Source organism: Cohnella pontilimi, from assembly GCF_005049045.1.
In the GTDB taxonomy this organism is placed as follows: domain Bacteria; phylum Bacillota; class Bacilli; order Paenibacillales; family Paenibacillaceae; genus Cohnella; species Cohnella pontilimi.
The window spans coordinates 257,607-276,667 of record NZ_SUPK01000007.1 but is presented as its reverse complement, the minus strand read 5'-3'; the positions used below and the strand labels follow the sequence as shown (position 1 = coordinate 276,667).

Here is a 19,061-nt window from a genome sequence, read left to right as displayed (position 1 = left end):
TCCGAACCGTCCGGCGTTCGCCCCGGCGGTGAAGACGATGAAGCCGAGCAGCAGCAGCCAAGGGTTCGTGCTTACGGTGCCGGCCATCAGGAACATGAAGTTCAGCATCATGCCGAAGAATGCCGCCGTCAGCGTAAGTCCGCCGAGAATGAGTCCGAGGCCGATCAAGAATTCGCCAAGCGGAATCATTACGTTAATCACCTTCACATTCGGTAAAGCGAAGTGTTCGAGGAAGTAGGTGAAGTTCGGGAACAGCACCGCATTCGTGGCGTGATCCGCGACCGGCTTACCGACAGCTCCCTTCAAAAATCCGCCGGCGTCAAAGCCGCCGCTCAATTTATGCCAACCTGCATCTATCCACTGCCAACCTACGTAAATCCGCAACAGCGTAATCGCAGCAGCCGCCCACACGTTTTCTTTGAACCATCTCATGATGGTCATCTCCCTTCAGGGATTAAGATTTGTTTTCCTTACATCCTCAGTATGGAGGAGATTGGAATTGCTGGATGTGAAGTTCATCACACTTGGGGTGAAAAAATTGTGAAATTAGGCACAAGTATAGGCGATCAAAACAAAGTCATATTCTCTTAGTCTTCGAAGTGCCATCATTATGCTATAATTAGTTCATCTACTATCGGGAAAATAGTGATACACTATGATAGGATTATATTGTCGAGAAAAGTTGTGTGACTAGGGCTTGCTGCGGCGCCCAAACAGGCGCGCCTACATCTAATCTGCAAATCTTAGGATATAAGGAAGGTTAAAATGAGCAACAGAGAAACGACGAAAACAGACGTTATCTTAATCGGTGCCGGAATCATGAGTGCGACTTTGGGTTCTCTTCTGAAGGAACTCGTACCGGACTGGAAAATTACCGTGTTTGAGAAGCTCGCGAGCGCAGGAGAGGAAAGCTCTAACGAATGGAATAACGCGGGAACTGGGCATTCCGCTCTGTGCGAGCTTAACTACACCGTGCAAAAACCGGACGGATCCATAGATATAAGCAAAGCTGTACAAGTGAATGAACAGTTTCAGGTTTCAAGACAATTTTGGTCTTATCTTGTACAGAGAAATCTGATCCGCAATCCGCAGGACTTTATTATGCCGCTGCCTCATTTGAGTTTTGTAAGAGGGGAACAAGATGTCACGTTTTTGAAAAAACGTTTTGAAGCTTTGTCTCACAATCCCCTGTTTCAAGGAATGGAATTTTCCGACGACCCGGACAAGCTGATGGAATGGATCCCGCTCATGATGAAAGACCGCAAATCGGATGAACCTGTAGCGGCCACAAAAATCGACTCTGGCACGGACGTCAATTTTGGCGCCTTAACGCGCATGTTGTTTGACCATTTAAAGAGTAAAAACGTCGATATCCATTACAAACATAAGGTTGATGATATTAGACGTTCGAGCGACGGATCATGGGAATTGAAAGTACGGAATATCGACAGCGGCACCGTCCAACGCTACCATTCAAAATTCGTATTTATCGGCGCCGGCGGCGGAAGCCTGCCGTTGCTTCAAAAAACGGGAATTCCAGAAAGCAAACATATCGGCGGTTTCCCGGTAAGCGGACTATTCCTCGTATGTAACAAGCCGGAGGTTGTCGCGCAGCATCATGCCAAAGTGTACGGCAAAGCTGCTGTCGGTGCTCCTCCGATGTCCGTTCCTCATCTGGATACAAGATTCATCGATAACAAAAAGTCATTGCTCTTTGGACCGTTTGCCGGCTTCTCGCCTAAGTTTTTAAAAACGGGTTCAAATTTTGACTTATTAGGCTCCGTAAAACCGAATAATGTCATCACGATGTTAGCGGCAGGCGCCAAGAACGTTGCCCTGACGAAATACTTGATTCAACAGCTTATGTTATCGAAAGAAAAGCGGATCGAAGAGCTGCGGGATTTTATTCCGAACGCCAAAAGCGAAGATTGGGATATCGTGGTAGCCGGACAACGTGTGCAGGTCATTAAGGATACTGCCGCCGGCAAAGGTACGCTTCAATTCGGGACGGAAGTGATCAGTGCCGCCGATGGGTCGATCGCCGCATTGCTCGGCGCTTCTCCGGGCGCTTCTACTGCTGTTTCCGTCATGCTTGAGGTTATGAGTAGATGCTTCCCGCAGCATATCAAGGCGTGGGAGCCGAAAATCAAAGAAATGATTCCTTCTTATGGCGTGTCACTGCTGAAAAAACCGGAGCTGATCGACGAAATTCATCATTCAACAGCGCGGACGCTTGGTCTTAGCCAACTCCAAGCTGTCGGCGTATAAACAATGACAAACAAAAGCTGCCCTCCGCGATGGATCGGGCAGCTTTTTTATCCCCAAAAAAAGTGACCCGCAGCATTGCGGGTCTAAGCTCACGCCGGGAGTTCCCGTCTGGCCATTGCTCCGGCAAGCTCGTAGTCTTCCGGTTTGTGAATCGTGAACGTGAACGCTCCGACGTTGTCTTCTTCCGTCCAACCGTCGGCGGGTATTCCCAGCCACGGAATGCGGCCGAGGAAAGCGTCTAATCTCTTGTCGCCGGCCATGAGCAGCTTGGCGGCGGCGTCTGCGTTCCGTTTGTCGTATACGCCATGCAGCGGGAACGGCTGTTTTCCGATGATCGGGATGGCGGCTTCGGATATCTGTGTTTTATCTTCGGCCAACCGACGAGCCGCTTCAGCCGAGATGAAAGGCATGTCGGAGCCGACCACCCAGACAAGCGGATTGCGCGCCAGATGCAAAGCGGCATGAAAGCCGCCTAACGGACCGCAGCCGGGAAAATAATCGGTAATGAGCCGCACTTGATGATCGAGAACCGGAAAAAAGGGTCTGGGCGTGTTGGTCACCACGATAATTTCCCCGCATATCTTTCTCATTTCCCGGATTTGCCGCGCGATCAGGGGCTCGCCGCCAATCGGCAGCAGCGCTTTTAACGCGCCGGACATTCCGCTGTTCGGACCTCCCGCGAGAATTGCTCCGGTAATGGATGACGATCCCATTGTACTCCCTCCTTCGCAGCGTTTCTTCTTTTCGCAATTAGCCGGTACGATGTGTACTCTCCTCCCATATCCGGCGAAGTCATCCGCCAGTCGGATCAACAACGGTTATATTCGATTTCTTCCATCAATTTTTCGGTGACCGGTACGACGGATTCGTCTTCTACTCGAAAATGCTCAGCCACGATCATCAGCACCTGAAGCAGCAGAGCGAGCGCTTCTTCCGGAGGTGCGCCGCTTTTGACCGCATCCAGGTACTCCTGAAAGAACGTTTCCGCTATCCGGCCGTCCTGCTCCAGGACAGCCGCCGGACCCATCTTGCCGCCGCAAATGGCGGATTGGGCAATCGGGTAGATCGCATTGCGTTCTTTGGCCAAGTGCCGCTTCCAGTCCCGCATGAAAGGCAGAAACCACAGATCCTTCACCTTGCGGTGATGAGCTTCCCAATTGGCGTGTTCGTAATTGCCCGGGTTCCATTTCATCAACCGGCACAATTCAAGCAGGCGGGATTGCAGCGCATCATGCTCTTCTTTCCACTCGTCATAGTTAAGATAGAGCTCTAGCAGCGGGGAATCCTTTCGTTCCATGGACAGTTCCTCCTTCATTACCGCCCGCTCAGTGGGGCAGGACTTTGCCGTTCAGCGCACCGCCGTTGCCGGTACCGGTTTTCCGGGTCAGCTTCGTCCAGCCTTTGCGAAGCAGCGGAAGCAAGTAGGCGTCAATCCCGAACCGTCCGGCGTTCGCCCCGGCGGTGAAGACGATGAAGCCGAGCAGCAGCAGCCAAGGGTTCGTGCTTACGGTGCCGGCCATCAGGAACATGAAGTTCAGCATCATGCCGAAGAATGCCGCCGTCAGCGTAAGTCCGCCGAGAATGAGTCCGAGGCCGATCAAGAATTCGCCAAGCGGAATCATGACGTTAATCACCTTCACATTCGGTAAAGCGAAGTGTTCGAGGAAGTAGGTGAAGTTCGGGAACAGCACCGCATTCGTGGCGTGATCCGCGACCGGCTTACCGACAGCTCCCTTCAAAAATCCGCCGGCGTCAAAGCCGCCGCTCAATTTATGCCAACCTGCATCTATCCACTGCCAACCTACGTAAATCCGCAACAGCGTAATCGCAGCAGCCGCCCACACGTTTTCTTTGAACCATCTCATGATGGTCATCTCCCTTCAGGGATTAAGATTTGTTTTCCTTACATCCTCAGTATGGAGGAGATTGGAATTGCTGGATGTGAAGTTCATCACAACAACTTCGAATAGTGGGGAATCAATAATCTTATCGATTCGACCGGTCGGTTAGCTCTTCCATCACTTCCTCTTCCTCTCGGAACCGGTTCTTCAGCACCGCATAAGCTTGGATCAAATAGGACGCCATTCTGCGGGCTTCCTCGCGGGGAATCGGAATATGAGAGCGCTGGAGTTCCTGCAAAAATGCCCGGATATACTGCTCGGCCAGTTCGTATTCTTGTTCCATCAATGCGAAGCAGTCCGGCTCCGTTCCCAAGTACCAGCTTGCATAGGGAAAGAACTCGCGATCCTCCCAAGATGTATGGTCGCCCCAGTGCTTCATGAAGTGTTTAACGCTGTCGTTTAACTGCCCGATCTGCCGGTTTAATCGTATTTCGTCTTGGCCGGAACGGATGGCGCAAACCTGTCCGAAAATGTCCTGAAGCTCCTCTTTCAGCAGCTCATGCTCTTGTTTGGCGCGGTCAAGCGCATTTTGCAAAACGAATTCGCTCATCCGAGACGGTTCGACGTGGATATGCGTTGTCATCCCGCATTCCTCCCTCACTCGTTTTATGACCTCAGTGTATCTCGGGGGGAGGCCCATTTATGTGAATAAAATCACATGTTTGGCGTTGTCAAACAATAGTCACATGTACTGCATCGAAAAAGAAAAAGCCAACCGGTTTCCCGATTGGCTGCATCATTTGCTTAACCTTCCACGATCAGCGTTCCGACCATGTCTTTGTGCCCTGCGCCGCACATGATCGAACATTCGAATTTGAATTCGCCCGCTTGATCGGCCGTGAAAGTGACCGACTCATTTCCCTTGACTTCCTTATCGTAGCCTTCGATTTTCAATCCATGATTGCCTTGGCTGTTTTTGAGCGTGATCGTGACCGTTTCGCCTTTCTTGACTTTGATTTCTTTTTGGTCGAACTCGAAGTTTTTGGCGTCGACCGTTATCGTTTTACCGCCCCCCGCTGCTTGACTAGCCGCCGGAGACGAAGCCGGCTCCGACTTTTTGCCGCCGCACCCCGCCATCACCAAAGCAGCCGTCAGCAGCAGACCGAGCGTCAATATCCATTTCTTCATTTTTGTGTCCTCCCTTGATTTAGGTTCGGATTCATCATACATGCGCCGGTCTTCCGTCAACTGTGACAATCGTCACATTGGCAGAGAATCCATAAAACGGACACAAAAAAAGACCGCCCAGGGAACAAAACCCGAACGGCTCTCCTATCATCGATCTGTCGGCACGCTAAGCGTCACGGTCGTTCCTTCTCCTGGTACGGAACGGATCCGGAGCTGGCCGGACACCGCTCTCGCCCGTTCTTCCATACTGAACAAGCCTACTCCGCGCCCCGCTTGATCTGTCGTGAAGCCGACGCCCCGATCCTCGATCACGGCTTTCACAAACGAGTCCACCTCACGAAGCGTAACGCTCGCTTCCGACACCCCCGCATATTTGGCGATATTGGTCAGCGCCTCTTGTACAACCCGGTAAATGGCAGTCTCCGTCAGAAGATTCGGCCTCCTGCGAAGCTCGCTGACGAAGCGGACTCGTATGCCGTAATGGCTCTCATAGCTTTCTACGTAGGTTCTGAGTGCGGGAACGACGCCCAAATCGTCCAAAACCGATGGACGCATCTCCCAAGCGAGGCCCCGCACTTCCGCCATCAGCTGCTGCACTTGCCCGCTGAGCGCCTGAAGTCCCTTCGAATCTCCGTCCTCCGAGATCATGCGATCCAAAGTGATCTTCAGCGCAAAAAGACTTTGTCCGATGCCGTCGTGCAAATCCCGGGAGAATCGTCTTCTCTCCTCTTCCTGCACCTGCATCAGCTGGGCCATCATCGACTGCAGTTGGGCTTCCGTCTCCTTGAGCTGCGTGACCTCATGGCGGATCGCCAAGTACTGATATGGTCTTCCTTCCGCATCCACGAAGGGAACGATGGTCGTGTCCACCCAGTATTCCCGGCCATCCTTGGCGCGGTTTTTGATTTCTCCGTGCCATACTTGTCCGGAAGAAATCGTTTCCCACAGCTCGCGCATGAACGCTTTGCCGTGATAGCCCGAGTTTACCACCCGGTGATCCTTCCCGAGCAATTCCTCTCTGGAGTAGCTGGAGATTTCGCAAAATTTGTCGTTCACATATTGGATCTTCCCTTTGTGGTCAGTCACCGCCACAATCGAGGCCTCATCCAGCGCAAACTTGACGTCGGCCAGCTGTTTCAGCGAACGCTGCAATGCTTCCCGAAAACTGGAATCGGTAATATGCTGCTCTAATTGTTCCAGCAGCAAATCGACATTCGACGCAATATTTTCCGAGGGGTAGCGCGCTTTGGCGTTTTGGTCACTCAAAATTCAGCAACCCCTTTTTCATGGCGAATTTGACCAGATCCGGGCGCGTCTTCAAATCCAGCTTCTCCATCAGGTTGCTCTTGTGGGATTCGACTGTTTTGACGCTGATAATGAGCTGCTCGGCGATTTCTTTATTGGAGTAACCTTGCGCCACCTTGGCCAAAATTTCTTTCTCACGGTCGGACAAAGACTCGTAAGTGCCCGCGTGTTCGCCGCTTTTCATTTTTTCGAGATAATCGCTCATGAGCCGCTTGGTCGCTGTCGGATGCAAATAGGCGTTCCCCGAGGAGATGTGACGGATCGCCGTCAACAGTTCATCGTGGGGAGCGCTCTTCAAAATATATCCGGATGCTCCGGCTTGAATGGCGCGGAACAAATATTCCTCATCATCATGCATCGTCAAAATCAAGATGGCGATGTCCGGCAGCAGCTTCTTCAGCTCCCCGGCGGCCGTTAATCCGTCCTTGCCGTGCGGCATGCTCAAATCCATGAGCACCACATCCGGCTGAAGCTCTTCCGCTTTGGCGATCGCTTCGTCGCCGTCCGCCGCCTCTCCCACGACCTGCATGCCGTGTTTTCCATCAAGCAGCATGATCAGTCCTGAACGGACCACCGCATGATCGTCTACCACCATAATTCGAACCATCCGTCGTCTCCCTCCGCAAGCATGCCGCTATCCTTTTTTCATTTTAGCATAAAGGATTAGGAAGAAGCCGCTTCGGACGAGTTTTCTGCGAATTTGCGCGATATCCGTTCCGCCGCCAGCTTGATGCAGTTTCGTTCTTCCGGCCGGTACACGCGCTTCCAACGGTCGCCTGCGAGCAGAACACCCATCACCGATGCGCCCTCCGTCAACGGAACCGCATAGGCGGAGCGCAATCTCTCTGCGGTCATAATCGGATATTCATGAAGCGTTCGGGACATGATCAGATCCGCGAAGTTGACCGGCATGGCTCTGCCCACTTTCACGACGGTTCCGGTCAATCCCCGCCCAGGGCGATCGGATATGCTGCTATAGCGTTCGCCTTCGTTGCCGGAGGCCGCCTTCCAATGAAGAGACCGCGATTCGCCCTCCACAAGGCCTACGCAACAGAAGTCGCAGTCGATTTCGGTCCGCAGCTGCTCCATCACTTCGAGCCAAAATGCCGATTTCCCGCCATCCACGCCGGATCCCCCCCTTCTTCCTTATCATGTTCTTTTAGTGTAGAACCGCACCGCGGGCAAGTCAGTCAGGGAACTCCCTGAAAAAGCCGGCGGGAATTACCTGATTTTATTCTCCGGTGTGATTTTTCTCACAACAAAATAAGGGAATCCCCGCCGAGGTTTTCAGGAAATTCCCCGATAACGGTTTTTAGCTCAAGCGATTATGCTATTCCCATAAGGTCAAAAGGAGTTGGCGGACATGGCGATGAGCGTGGAAGCGATCGAACGGAACGGCAAAGCGGCGGAGAAGACGAACAATCCCCTCGGGATCGATAACTTTTTCTCGGAAGAACAATTCGAACGGCTGCAGGAGCTGATGTATCCGAAGCAAGCCGAAGCGGGCAGCTACTTGTTTTGGGAAGGCGAGCCGACAGGAAAGCTTTACTACATCAAATCGGGCAAAGTGAAGCTGCGGAAATCGACGGAGGAAGGCAAAGACTTCATTCTGTCCATTCTGCAAGCCGGCGATTTGCTTTGCGAGCCCGAGGACGGCATGCGGGCGGTCCACAGCTTCAGCGCGGAAGTAGTGGAAAATGCCGATATCGGCGTCATCCAGTGGAAAGACCTTGAGATTTTGTTGTATCGGCACGGGGAATTCGCGGTTCGGTTTATGAACTGGATGGCTTTGATGCACCGGGTGACGGATTCCAAATTCCGAGATCTGCTGCTCTTCGGCAAACCTGGAGCGCTGGCCTCCACCCTGATCCGACTCGCCAACACGTACGGAGTCGCCGGGCCGGACGGCATTCGCATCCGCTTGAAGCTGACGAACTCGGAGCTCGCCGATTTCATCGGCACGACGCGGGAAAGTGTGAATCGGATGCTGAGCGGCCTTCGGGATGAAGGCACAATCGACATTCGGAAAGGGCGCATTGTAATTCTCAGCCTGAACGCCTTGAAGCAAATTTGCCACTGCCCGTCTTGTCCCGCCTGCCCCAAGGAAGTGTGCCGTATCTGATCGCAATCCGCCGACTCACGCCAATGAAATGCCCGCAAACTCCTGGGAGTTGCGGGCATTTTTATTATTCCGAATGCTGCTCCAGCCGCTTCATGAAATCTTCCACCGCACTGTAACCTTGCTGCCGGAGGTACCAGTTGTTCGCAGCCGCTTCAACTAATCCCGCAACGTCTCTTCCGGGCTGGAGCTGGATTTCAAGATGCGGGATTCGAATGTCCAAATATTCGGTAAACATCGGCTCCATCTCCAGTTGGTTGTTGAGCGCCTGGTCCTCCCACTTTGTCAACTCGATGTCCAGAACGATGGGCGTTTCGTCCTGAAAAGCCTTGCGCCCATATAGCCGGGAAACGTTGATGAGGCCGATGCTTCGCAGAGCAAGAAATTCTTTCGTTTTTCCGTCATGCGTGCCTATAATCGTGTCCGGACTTATTTTTTTCAAGACAACCGCGTCATCGGCGACTAGACGATGACCTCTGCGAATCAGCGTGTGCGCCGTTTCGCTTTTTCCAACGCCGGAAATCCCGCGAAGAAGAATACCGATGCCGGACACATTGACGCAAACGCCGTGGATCGTCATCTCGGGCGCCAGCTGTTTCGCCAAATAATCATCGACCAGTTCCATGAACTTGGACGTCGGTTCCTTCGTTCGCAGAAGAGGAATCCCCTCTTCCTCACAATATTTGATCAAATATTTCAGCCCGCCCTGATTCCGGGTCACGATAAAACAAGGCGGATGGTACCTCACGATGTTTCCGATCCGACTATTCCGCTCTGTCTCGCTTAAAGTGTGTAAATAATTGATCTCTTTTTGCCCCAGGATCTGCACATGGGCATGTGAAAAAAACTCGAAATACCCTGCAAATTCAAGTCCCGGACGATTCACCCGGGACTTGGTAATCGCTTGATTCAGGTGCGCACTTCCTGCCAGAACTTCCAACGAAAACCGCTCGACCAAATCATGGATGGTGACACATTTCATCTTTCCCAGTCTCCCTCACTTACGATCAATCGGCTCTGATCAAGCCGTACGTACCGTTATGGCGCCGGTATACGACTTCCGTTTGATGGGCACACCCTTGATGCGTTCCACTTGAAAATATTCTTCGGGCGCTTCTTCCTCTTGATAGTCCTGCACCGAATCGTTGAATTCCGCCCGCTTCAGCCGGGTTCTCAGCTTCTCTCTCCATCTGCGGAACTTGCTGTTCAATTTAACGGCGGCTTGATCGATCGAAGTATACATATCCTCTGTCACCTCTTCGGCCCGAATCACGGTACCTCCGTCGAGTAAAGTCACCTCCACTTTATGAAGCGGTTGATGGCCAAGTAAAGACAGGATCACGTGTATTTCCGCCTCTTCGACCGGCGCCTTGTTCAACCGGCCCAGTTTCAGCTCGGCGTATTCCTTTAAGGCTTCGGTAACCTCTACGTTTTTACCGCGAATGATCATTTTCAATGAACTCATCCCCTTTTCTCTTGGCTGATTTCATTTTATACGCTGCTTGCGCCGCCGGCTGTGAGATGCGTCACAGTTCCATTAATCGATAGTTGAAAAAAGCCCGGCTGCGCGAAGGGCTTTCCTTCCGCGCAAACAGGCTTTGAATTCATGAAAACTCGTCCGGACTTCGCTTGATTACTTCACGATTAACACGGGAATTTGCGCCCGTTGGACAACATAATGGCTGACGCTTCCGAGCATCCACTCCCTGACGGCTCCCAGCCCTCTGCTGCCCATTACGATCAGATCACAGTTGTTTTGTTTGGCATATTCCAAAATCGCGGAAGCCGGGTAACCTGTCAAGACCGCAAAATCGACATTCGACAGGGAAGCCGCTTGATCTTTCGCTTCATCCAGCAGCTTGGCCTCATATTCCTTTACTCTCCTGTCATAGTCCTCCGGCGGGATAAAACCGAACTCTCCGAAAGCGTACGTAGGCTGATAAAGGGCGTGGACAACCGTTAGTTTTGTGCCCGGCGCGCCTTTCGCGATCGCAACTGCCTGTTGCAAAGCTTTCCGGGATGCCTCCGATCCGTCGTATGCAGCCAAAATGTGTTGATACATCCTAACCCCTCCGTTTCTTTGATACTTGTAATGTACCCTTTTGAACCGGCCCAGTCTGTGATATTGATCACACCAAAAAATCCGCATTGCGCGGATTTTCACAAATTTGTTACATAATCCAGTTCTTCACGATAAGACGGATGACATCGCCTCTGCTGATTACGCCTACAACTTTTTGCTCGTTGTCTAAGACCGGGACTTTTTTGAAGTGATGCCTGGACAAAACGGTAACGGCTTCTTCCAGGTCATCGTCTTGAGACAAGGTAATGAGGTTTTTCCTTTTCATGCAATCCTTTACCGGCTTTTCTAAATCGGAAAGAATCTTTTCCTCCATGTGAATTTCCCACTCTAAGTAATACAGAAAAAAGTCGTTATGCTTGGCCGAGATGGGCTTTACAAAACGTAAAACATCGCCGTCGCTTACCATCCCGGCCAGTCGATTGTTCTCGTCGACGACCGGTACGCCCCCGATTTTGTGTTCCACCAGCTTGACAAGCAATTGCCTCAGGGTGGTTTCGGGGTGTACCTTGACAACCTCTGTAATCATAAAATCTTTAACCTTCATAGGAGTCCCCTGTTATTCTTCATTCAAAATCGCGGTCGGGCTAAACACTTCATAATGCATATTTCCGCTTTCCGTGGGAGACGTGTAACAGGCAGTCGATTGTACCATTTCAATCGTTTTGCTGTCGAGCATTGCCGAGGTACCATCCTTTGCTTGGTCAGTTATCGCTTTAAGCATGACCAAGTAATGGAACGGCTATTCCGTTTTCATCCCGCTTCAATCTGTTTTAATAAAACAGAGAGAGGGTGGGGTCTGTGGAGACGTCGAAGCCGAGAGATTATTTCTTCGATAATTTGAAATTTATATTGATCGTGCTGGTCGTCGTCGGGCATGTGCTGGAACCTCTCTGTTCCGTTAGTCGCACAGCGAATACGATGTATAACTTCATCTACTTTTTCCATATTCCGCTGTTTGTTTTCGTTACCGGGCATTTCTCCAAAAAGCTGGACAAGCTCGGCCATCTCGTCGCATTATACGTGGTCTTCGAAACGTTGTACGCCATTTTCGATTTTTATGTGAACCGCCGCACCGAGTTCAACATCACCTTTTTTACACCTTATTGGGTCAATTGGTACTTGCTCGCGGTCGTATTGTGGAAAATCATATTACCCTATTTCACCAGGTTGAGATTCCCGGTGTTGATCGCCGTCGTAATCGCCGTCTTGGCGGGGTACACTTCATCGGAACTCGGTTATTTTTTGTCTATCATGAGGGCCGTAAACTTTTTTCCCTTTTTCTTGGCGGGATACTACATGAACAGGGAATCTCTTAACGTGCTGTTTCGGCGCTCGGTAACAATTGTTTCGGCGATTACGGCGGCCGTTACCTATACTGTCCTTTACGCTTATGGTCAGGAGCTGAAATGTGAGTGGCTTTGGGGCAGTTACAGCTATGAGGCGATCGGCCATCCCGAGTGGTACGCCGGAGTCTATCGCATTGCCGTTTTCTTGGTCACGGTCATTTTATCGGCTGCGGTGCTCTCCCTCACTCCGGCCGGCAAGACGCGGGTCAGCGAGCTGGGGACGAGAACGATGTACCCTTTCTTGCTGCACGGCTTTCTGTTGAAATATGCGATCGCACAAGGTCTCTATAAGTACATCGATACCAGCCTGGAGCTTTGGCTGCTGGTCGCCGCTGCTGTTGCGGCAACGATTCTTCTCTCGATGAAATGGATTGCCGCCGGATTCGTATGGTTGTTCCGTCCCAACCTCTCTTTCTTGGTGAAGAAGCGGGATCCGGCATCCGGTCATGTGCAAACTTAATAAAAACTTCCCTGTCGGTGCGGGTAATTGCGGATTCTGTGCAAAATGTGCGTTCGTACTGTCCGCACTTGGGGCATCGCACATAAACTGACAGCGTGATGAATCCATCACAAAATTTTCAGCCGGTGGTGATGATCATGAGTGCAGGAGTCGGTTTCGGGTTCGGCATAGGCCGCTTTGCTGCTTTCGTATTGGTGCTTTATATCCTGCTGGTCATTGTTTTAAGCGCAGGCTTGTGGATCTAAGACGTTTCCCCTTATTCCTCTCCCTCGTCAACCCGAAACGGTTTGGCGAGGGATTGTCTTTACAAGAACGGATGCGGATGCGGGTTCAAATCTTCTTCCGTCAGCTCGCGGGTCGCGTAACCCAACTCCACCGGAACTTTCCGCCATCTGTCCAATCCGGTCAAACGTTGGAACGGATGTCCGAACGACATCGGCAGCATGCCCGGGATGATGACTTTCACACAACGTAGCCCAAGGTGAGACAATTCAGGAGCGGTTTGGTCTACGACAATAATGTCGAGTCCCAGCTTACGGAATTGTTGCAGCACGGATTTCAAATCTTCGGTAAGATCCGAATGCGTCGGCATCCATTTAAACTCCTCGGTGAATGACCGGGCCTCACGGCCGGATTCGAACAAAAAATCGAATCGCGCTTCCGCGCCGGGAACGGTGTACAAGCACGCATGATCCGGCATTTCCGCCACCAGCTCCGGTTCGTTCAGCATCCTGGAAAATTCCTCACCACGGGTGTTATACATATCATCCAAATAGGCGGCATGACCGGCCAATTCGAAAATGGCGCTCTTCGCGGCGCGGACCGGATCCAAATGGGCGCCGGCCGCGCAGATGAGATTGGCGCCGGTGTTTTTTCGGTTCTTAGCGACCGCCCAAATGCTCGGAATCCGGTTTTCCGTTGTGGCGTTAAATAAAGCAACATCGAAACCGGAAACGGCTCTCACGCGCTCGATCATGAGCATCAACTCCGTATCCTGCGCCGTGTCGGGTTCGAGCCGGGGAATAGGCATCCGCGCATACCAGGCGAGCAGAAAAGCATCTCTTTCCACGACCTCCAGCAGCCCGTGCAATATCGCTTCCTCCATATTTCCTCCCACGGCGCATCCGTTCGATCCCTCCATCACGAATCTGGCTCCTGAAACAGTTCCGTAGTAGGCGAGCTCTTGCGGGACCAAAATCGGGCGATCCTCCGTCAACGATTGTCCCCATACCCAAGGAATGACGGCTTCCTCATCGAATTTCTCAAACGGAAAATCCGGCGATGCGTACTGTTCCTCGGAATACAACCCTGCCGAGACAAGATGGAGCGCCTGTTGCCGCACTTCGCGGTAACTGGATTTGACCACGATTCGTTTGCCGCGCGGCATCATGCCGCAGTATCGTTCTAGGCCCTCCAAGATCGCCGTATCCCCGCTTTTCTTGTAGGAGTGGGAGCGGCCGGCGGTGATTTCGTTGCCAGTGCCTGACGGCAGCGTTACAAGAACATCGCAGAACGGAGACTGCGAATCCTTCGTTTTCGTGTGGAGCAATCCTGTTCGTTCGTCCTCATACGCTTCGATTAACGTCTCCGCAAGCTCGTCCGAGGACTTGCTCCGATAGGCATCCTTATGCATTTTAGCTCTCGGTAAGAGAGTGATTCGAGCGCTGTCCGGCGAATCCTCAGACAGTGAACCGCATACCGGACATGCCGGATCCGGCAAGAAACGGTGCAGAGAACCGGTGAAGCTGTGCAAGTCCAGTAAATAGATTCGCTTTTCGGTGCGCGCCGTCTTTCCTTGAAGAAAGAGTCGGACCTCGTCGCGAATAAAGCAACCCAACTGCCATATCGCGGCATCGGAGATCGTGGGATCGAGCCGGATGACTCCGTCTTTCCATAGCGCCATTAGGCGGATAATTGATTCCTCTCTGCCGCTTTCCGCTTCCATCTGCCGGTTTTGCGCACATAACGAGCAGCCTGTAATACCCGGGCGCACGAGAGGGCCGGCCGCTCCTTCGCTGGAAGCAACAAAGCCGACAAGCCACGGTTTATTCGTTTTGTACAGAACCTCTGCCGCCGCCTGATGATCGGAAGGCCGAAATTCGTCGCTCATCACGAGACACAAAGACGCCGATGCCGGAATTTCGGACCGGAAATCCCGGTTGCATACCACCTTATAGGTTTCCGACAATTGGCGGATGACCATCTCCGCTAACCGGCCGGTTCCGATGACCGCAATCACGGCACTCATCCGATCGCCTCCTTTTTTCAACTCCCAAAATACATATGTTTCCGGTGCGTCCGATGTGACTTAATAAAGCTCTACATTTACTAAGTTGCCGTTCTGTGGTATAATAGGACGTTCCATTTCCCGATAGAAAGGTGGCCCATCATAATGACCTTGTATCGTATTTTACTTTTTTATAAATATGTCGCCATTCCCGATGCCGAAGCCTTCGCGGCGGAGCATCTCCAATATTGCAAGGATCTCGGAGTCAAAGGACGAATTTTGATCGCGAACGAAGGCATCAATGGTACGTTGTCCGGCACGGTGGAACAAACAGAACGTTACGTGACGGATTTGCGGCGCAATCCCCTGTTCTCCGATGTCGTGTTCAAAATCGACGATAGCGAAGAACATGCCTTCAAGAAAATATTCGTACGTTACAAAAAAGAACTGGTCACGCTGCGTTACGACAAGCCGCTGAATCCGAACACCGACGGTGGAGCACGGCTTAAGCCCAAGGAGTTCCACGACCTGCTGCAGCGGGATGACGTGATTGTGCTGGACGGACGCAGCGGTTACGAATACGACCTGGGCCACTTCCGCAACGCCATTCGGCCGGAAGTCGATTCCTTCCGTGAATTTCCGCAATGGATTCGGGATAACCTTACGGACCATAAGGACAAGAAAATATTGACCTATTGCACCGGAGGAATCCGTTGCGAAATGCTCACCGCGGTTATGCGCAATGAAGGCTTTGAAGACGTGGCTCAGCTGGACGGCGGAATCGTCACTTACGGCAAAGACCCGGAAGTGAAGGGGCGGCTGTTCGACGGGAACTGTTATGTTTTCGACGAGCGTGTGTCCGTGCGGATCAACCAAACGGATGAGCATGTCCTGGTGGGCAAATGCCATCATTGCGGCGAGCCGACCGACCGCTATATCAATTGTGCGGACGATACCTGCCACCTGCAGCATCTCGTATGCAGCGACTGCGAAACCGAATTCCAAGGCTATTGCTCCTCGGAATGTGCGGAGAACGATCACGCGGTGTCCATCGGATAATCCAAACGCCATCTCAACCGCTAAGGTGAGATGGCGTTTTTTTCGTTGTCAACCGACATTTACTTTGTTCCTGCCTTCCGCTTTGGAACGGTATAAGGCGGCATCCGCCGTTTCGATGAGTTCGTCGGGAAAGAGATCTCCGCCGTCATAGGAGGAAATGCCGATCGATACGGTCACCGCAGCACCGGTAGGGGAGATTGACTCTGCAAGCTTTGCTCTTAAACGTTCCGCAATCTCCGCGGCCGTTATCGCATCCGCCTTTTTCACCAAAATGCCGAATTCCTCCCCGCCGAAACGGAAACATAAATCGTGCTCCCTGGAGACCGTGGGCATGATGGAAGCGAGAAACTGCAGTACATGGTCGCCGGTCAAATGGCCAAAAGTGTCGTTTACATCTTTAAAATGATCGATATCCAACAATAGGAGTGAAAAAGGAACTTTGGCATTCACCCATTCGTGGATCGTGAGGTCGAACGCTTTTCGATTCGCCAGCCGGGTTAAGCCGTCCATTTGAATTTCATGGTTTAATTGATTTAAATGCTGAAGGATTCTCTGGTTCAATTGGTTGACTTCATAAATCCTGGATTTCACCACAGGGGGAGAAGCCGCAGTTTCCGAACGGCCTGAGGCCGCTTCTTCCGAATACTTGGCCAGCTGATAAAGCGGCTTTGCCATGTAGTGCGCGACTAGCCACACGAACAGCAAGATCAGCCCGAGCATCGGCAGCGATTCCAGCAGCATTCGGTTGATCAGCCGCTTTTGCGGCCCTTCTATCACGGTAATGGGCGTTTGCGACACAACTCCCCAGCCGCTTTTCGGCACGAAGGCATACCCCGCAAAGAAAGGGTCTCCCTTGGAGTTAACGACTTCCTGTGCGCCGCTCTGACCCCGCAGTACATTTTCAATGACGGGATTATTCTTCACCGCTTCGTTTATCCGATTTTTGTCCGGATGGAAAATTAAATGTCCGGTCGCATCCACGACGTACATGTAAGAGCCGTTCCCGTAAAAGTGATGGCCTAGCAATCTGCTTAACGCATTATCTTCCTGCAGATAGATCGTTCCCCCGACGAAACCGGCATACGTTCCGTCCTTACGAAAAACCGGGCTCGTGATCAGAAGAATTAACCTTCCAGTCGTCCCGATGTAAGGCTCGGAAATCAGCGGAACCTTGGACTCGTTCGCCAGTCGGGACGCTGCAGAAGTCAATTGGGTGCCTTTGGTCACCTGATTTTGCAGACTCGTCTGCCGCACCACCCGATTGGAATCCACATAGAGGATCGAGTTGAAATACTGCTGGGTTCGGGTGTATTGAAGATTGAATTCCGTTTCGCCGAAATGGGGGTTTGCCGCCGCTTTGGCGATATCTCCCAAGCTTTTTTGCATGATCCCCAACATATCGTTCGTATCCATGGCGAGTTTTTTCGCATATTGGGAGTTGCTCTCCAAATAACTGGCAGCCAATGAATTCCGGATTGCTTTCATACTCGTATAACCGCCTACCAGTCCCGTCAATAAAACCGAAAAAATGACGAGCAGGCTTAAAGCAGTTCGAAGCGTAATCCCTTTACTTGACTGCATGTTTGTTGTTCTCTCCACTTCCCTGACCGTGCTGTTCACGGATGACGTTCGTATACGCGATGGTATTTCCTTTCTTATCCCGGACCGGCGATATGGTCACCCGAATCTCCGCTTGTTTCCCGTTTTTGAGCCGCAGCGAAGTGTGATATTCCTTCACGATATCCTTGCAGATCCCTTCGAACAGCTCCGGCTCCAACGGTGCCGTTCGGCCGGCCAGCTCTCGGAACGTCCAGCCGAACCGATGCTCGAAAGCCGAATTCACCCTCAGCACGGCATGCTTCCAATCCGTAATGCATACCGCTTCCCCCAGGCAGTCCAGTAAGGAATACAATTGCCCCTGGGCCGCAATCCGTTCCACCTCCGAACGGACTCGTTCGGTAATATCGACACAGGACACGATGATCTCGGCAACGGTACCGCCTCGTCGAATCGGGCGCAAAAAGGCCATATACCAAATCCCGTTTAGCTGGCCTTCATCAATCACTTCTTCTCCCTGCCATGCCCTTTGCAAGTAATCCATCATCCGTGCCGCGTCGGCGGCAGGCAGAAATTCGTGCATCTCTTTGCCAATGACCTGCTGAGGGACGAGTCCCAACCGGTACAACAATTCTCCGTCGCATAACGTATGGATGAATCGGCCGTCTTTTTTGGTTATTCTGAGCGTCATGCCCTGCTGTTGCCGAATCGTATATTCATAATCCCGTCTGACCATGCGAAGCTTCTCTTCCATCCAAATATGATCCGCAAACTGCGGCTCGATTCCATTACGCGCGAGAACTTGTGGAATCTCCGGGAATCTGCATTCCAACTCTTCGGCCGGAAGCGGCCGGCTGAACAAATATCCCTGCGCCTGATCGCACAAGTTCTGCTGCAGGAACATGAGATGTCCCGGGTGCTCGACCCCCTCGGCAATGACATGGAGATTCAAATTGCGCGCCATTGAGATGATGGTCTTGACGATGGTGGCATCCTGAATGTCACTCATGCATTCTTGTACGAAAGATCTGTCGATCTTCAAAGTATCGATCGGGAATCTTTTCAAATACGCAAGCGAGCTGTAGCCTTTGCCGAAATCGTCCATGCTGATCGACACGCCGATTGTTTTGAGCTTCTGCAGCGTATCGATCGAACGGTCAACATCCATCATCATGCTTTCGGTGATCTCCAAATCCAGGTACCGAGGGTCAAGGCCGGTCTCCTGCAAAACCGCTTCGATCTTCTCGAACAAATCGGGCTGGGCAAATTGACGCGCCGAAAGATTGACGGATACCGACATCGGCGGATGTCCCTGATCCTGCCATCTCTTATTTTGCAAACAAGCGGTTTGGAGCACCCATTCGCCGATCGGGACTTCCAAGCCGACTTGTTCGGCAACCGGAATAAATTCATTCGGAGACACAGTGCCCCATTTCGGATGGTTCCACCGGAGCAATGCCTCGTTACCCGTTACGACTCCACAGCGGAGATCCACTTTGGGCTGATAGCAAAGTGACAATTGGCCGCGATTCAACGCTCGGCTTAGTTCCTTCTGCATGGCGGTCATCGAACGTCGAATCATTAGGTATCACCTGCATCGATATATTT

The 19,061-nt window shown here is 51.9% G+C and carries 21 protein-coding genes; 5 read left to right on the top strand and 16 right to left on the bottom strand.

The window, feature by feature from the left end:
• Window positions 1–432, bottom strand: a 432-nt coding sequence (locus E5161_RS15715; RefSeq protein WP_136778816.1) for a DoxX family membrane protein, incomplete at its 3' end; no start/stop codon positions are given.
• Between the two features lie 333 nt (window positions 433–765).
• On the opposite strand from E5161_RS15715, the gene E5161_RS15710 reads away from it, so the two are divergent.
• On the top strand, window positions 766–2,268 hold the full coding sequence (locus E5161_RS15710; protein WP_136778767.1) for a malate:quinone oxidoreductase: 1,503 nt from the start codon (window positions 766–768) through the stop codon (window positions 2,266–2,268).
• 89 nt (window positions 2,269–2,357) lie between these two features.
• On the opposite strand, the gene mobA is transcribed toward E5161_RS15710, so the two are convergent.
• The 8 genes from mobA to E5161_RS15670 all read right to left on the bottom strand — a co-directional run bounded on the left by mobA (window position 2,358) and on the right by E5161_RS15670 (window position 7,727).
• Entirely contained in the window at window positions 2,358–2,981 is a 624-nt protein-coding gene (gene mobA, locus E5161_RS15705; RefSeq protein WP_136778766.1) for a molybdenum cofactor guanylyltransferase, read from the bottom strand.
• A gap of 95 nt (window positions 2,982–3,076) precedes the next feature.
• The gene (locus tag E5161_RS15700) at window positions 3,077–3,565 is read right to left on the bottom strand and encodes a hemerythrin domain-containing protein (protein ID WP_169306716.1); all 489 of its coding nucleotides are present in this window, start codon (window positions 3,563–3,565) and stop codon (window positions 3,077–3,079) included.
• A gap of 28 nt (window positions 3,566–3,593) precedes the next feature.
• Window positions 3,594–4,142, bottom strand: coding sequence for a DoxX family membrane protein (locus E5161_RS15695; protein WP_136778764.1), 549 nt, complete (start codon window positions 4,140–4,142; stop codon window positions 3,594–3,596).
• Between the two features lie 112 nt (window positions 4,143–4,254).
• Complete coding sequence (locus E5161_RS15690; RefSeq protein ID WP_136778763.1) at window positions 4,255–4,752, bottom strand: hemerythrin domain-containing protein; 498 nt, start codon at window positions 4,750–4,752, stop codon at window positions 4,255–4,257.
• 161 nt (window positions 4,753–4,913) lie between these two features.
• The gene (locus E5161_RS15685; protein WP_136778762.1) at window positions 4,914–5,297 is read right to left on the bottom strand and encodes a cupredoxin domain-containing protein; all 384 of its coding nucleotides are present in this window, start codon (window positions 5,295–5,297) and stop codon (window positions 4,914–4,916) included.
• A 147-nt stretch (window positions 5,298–5,444) separates the two neighbouring features.
• Window positions 5,445–6,563, bottom strand: a complete 1,119-nt coding sequence (locus E5161_RS15680; protein WP_136778761.1) for a PAS domain-containing sensor histidine kinase — start codon at window positions 6,561–6,563, stop codon at window positions 5,445–5,447.
• On the bottom strand, window positions 6,556–7,209 hold the full coding sequence (locus E5161_RS15675) for a response regulator transcription factor (protein ID WP_136778760.1): 654 nt from the start codon (window positions 7,207–7,209) through the stop codon (window positions 6,556–6,558). Before E5161_RS15675 ends, E5161_RS15680 begins: the two co-directional genes overlap by 8 nt.
• A gap of 56 nt (window positions 7,210–7,265) precedes the next feature.
• The gene (locus tag E5161_RS15670) at window positions 7,266–7,727 is read right to left on the bottom strand and encodes a GAF domain-containing protein (protein WP_136778759.1); all 462 of its coding nucleotides are present in this window, start codon (window positions 7,725–7,727) and stop codon (window positions 7,266–7,268) included.
• Between the two features lie 238 nt (window positions 7,728–7,965).
• Here E5161_RS15670 and E5161_RS15665 point away from each other — a divergent pair, with 238 nt between their 5' ends.
• Entirely contained in the window at window positions 7,966–8,724 is a 759-nt protein-coding gene (locus tag E5161_RS15665; protein ID WP_342773875.1) for a Crp/Fnr family transcriptional regulator, read from the top strand.
• Between the two features lie 64 nt (window positions 8,725–8,788).
• Here E5161_RS15665 and hprK read toward each other — a convergent pair whose 3' ends face one another.
• The 4 genes from hprK to E5161_RS15645 form a co-directional block, all read right to left on the bottom strand.
• On the bottom strand, window positions 8,789–9,703 hold the full coding sequence (gene hprK, locus E5161_RS15660) for an HPr(Ser) kinase/phosphatase (RefSeq protein ID WP_136778758.1): 915 nt from the start codon (window positions 9,701–9,703) through the stop codon (window positions 8,789–8,791).
• 39 nt (window positions 9,704–9,742) lie between these two features.
• Window positions 9,743–10,186: a ribosome hibernation-promoting factor, HPF/YfiA family gene (hpf, locus tag E5161_RS15655; RefSeq protein ID WP_136778757.1), complete on the bottom strand. Its 444-nt coding sequence runs from the start codon at window positions 10,184–10,186 to the stop codon at window positions 9,743–9,745.
• A gap of 168 nt (window positions 10,187–10,354) precedes the next feature.
• A complete protein-coding gene (locus E5161_RS15650; RefSeq protein ID WP_136778756.1) occupies window positions 10,355–10,783 on the bottom strand; it encodes a universal stress protein in 429 nt (142 codons plus the stop codon).
• Between the two features lie 109 nt (window positions 10,784–10,892).
• Complete coding sequence (locus E5161_RS15645) at window positions 10,893–11,348, bottom strand: CBS domain-containing protein (protein WP_136778755.1); 456 nt, start codon at window positions 11,346–11,348, stop codon at window positions 10,893–10,895.
• Between the two features lie 254 nt (window positions 11,349–11,602).
• Here E5161_RS15645 and E5161_RS15640 point away from each other — a divergent pair, with 254 nt between their 5' ends.
• Both E5161_RS15640 and E5161_RS15635 read left to right on the top strand, forming a co-directional pair.
• The gene (locus E5161_RS15640; RefSeq protein ID WP_136778754.1) at window positions 11,603–12,610 is read left to right on the top strand and encodes an acyltransferase family protein; all 1,008 of its coding nucleotides are present in this window, start codon (window positions 11,603–11,605) and stop codon (window positions 12,608–12,610) included.
• Between the two features lie 137 nt (window positions 12,611–12,747).
• The gene (locus E5161_RS15635; protein WP_136778753.1) at window positions 12,748–12,855 is read left to right on the top strand and encodes a sporulation protein YjcZ; all 108 of its coding nucleotides are present in this window, start codon (window positions 12,748–12,750) and stop codon (window positions 12,853–12,855) included.
• A 59-nt stretch (window positions 12,856–12,914) separates the two neighbouring features.
• Here the strand turns inward: E5161_RS15635 and E5161_RS15630 are convergent, their stop codons facing one another.
• Window positions 12,915–14,858 carry a TOMM precursor leader peptide-binding protein gene (locus E5161_RS15630; protein ID WP_136778752.1) on the bottom strand — a complete coding sequence of 648 codons (1,944 nt, stop codon included), beginning with the start codon at window positions 14,856–14,858 and terminating at the stop codon, window positions 12,915–12,917.
• Window positions 14,859–15,002: 144 nt separating this feature from the next.
• Here E5161_RS15630 and trhO point away from each other — a divergent pair, with 144 nt between their 5' ends.
• The gene (trhO, locus tag E5161_RS15625; RefSeq protein ID WP_136778751.1) at window positions 15,003–15,896 is read left to right on the top strand and encodes an oxygen-dependent tRNA uridine(34) hydroxylase TrhO; all 894 of its coding nucleotides are present in this window, start codon (window positions 15,003–15,005) and stop codon (window positions 15,894–15,896) included.
• A gap of 48 nt (window positions 15,897–15,944) precedes the next feature.
• On the opposite strand, the gene E5161_RS15620 is transcribed toward trhO, so the two are convergent.
• A complete protein-coding gene (locus E5161_RS15620) occupies window positions 15,945–17,477 on the bottom strand; it encodes a sensor domain-containing diguanylate cyclase (RefSeq protein WP_136778750.1) in 1,533 nt (510 codons plus the stop codon).
• The gene (locus E5161_RS15615; RefSeq protein WP_136778749.1) at window positions 17,464–19,035 is read right to left on the bottom strand and encodes an EAL domain-containing protein; all 1,572 of its coding nucleotides are present in this window, start codon (window positions 19,033–19,035) and stop codon (window positions 17,464–17,466) included. Before E5161_RS15615 ends, E5161_RS15620 begins: the two co-directional genes overlap by 14 nt.
• Window positions 19,036–19,061 lie beyond the last annotated feature (26 nt).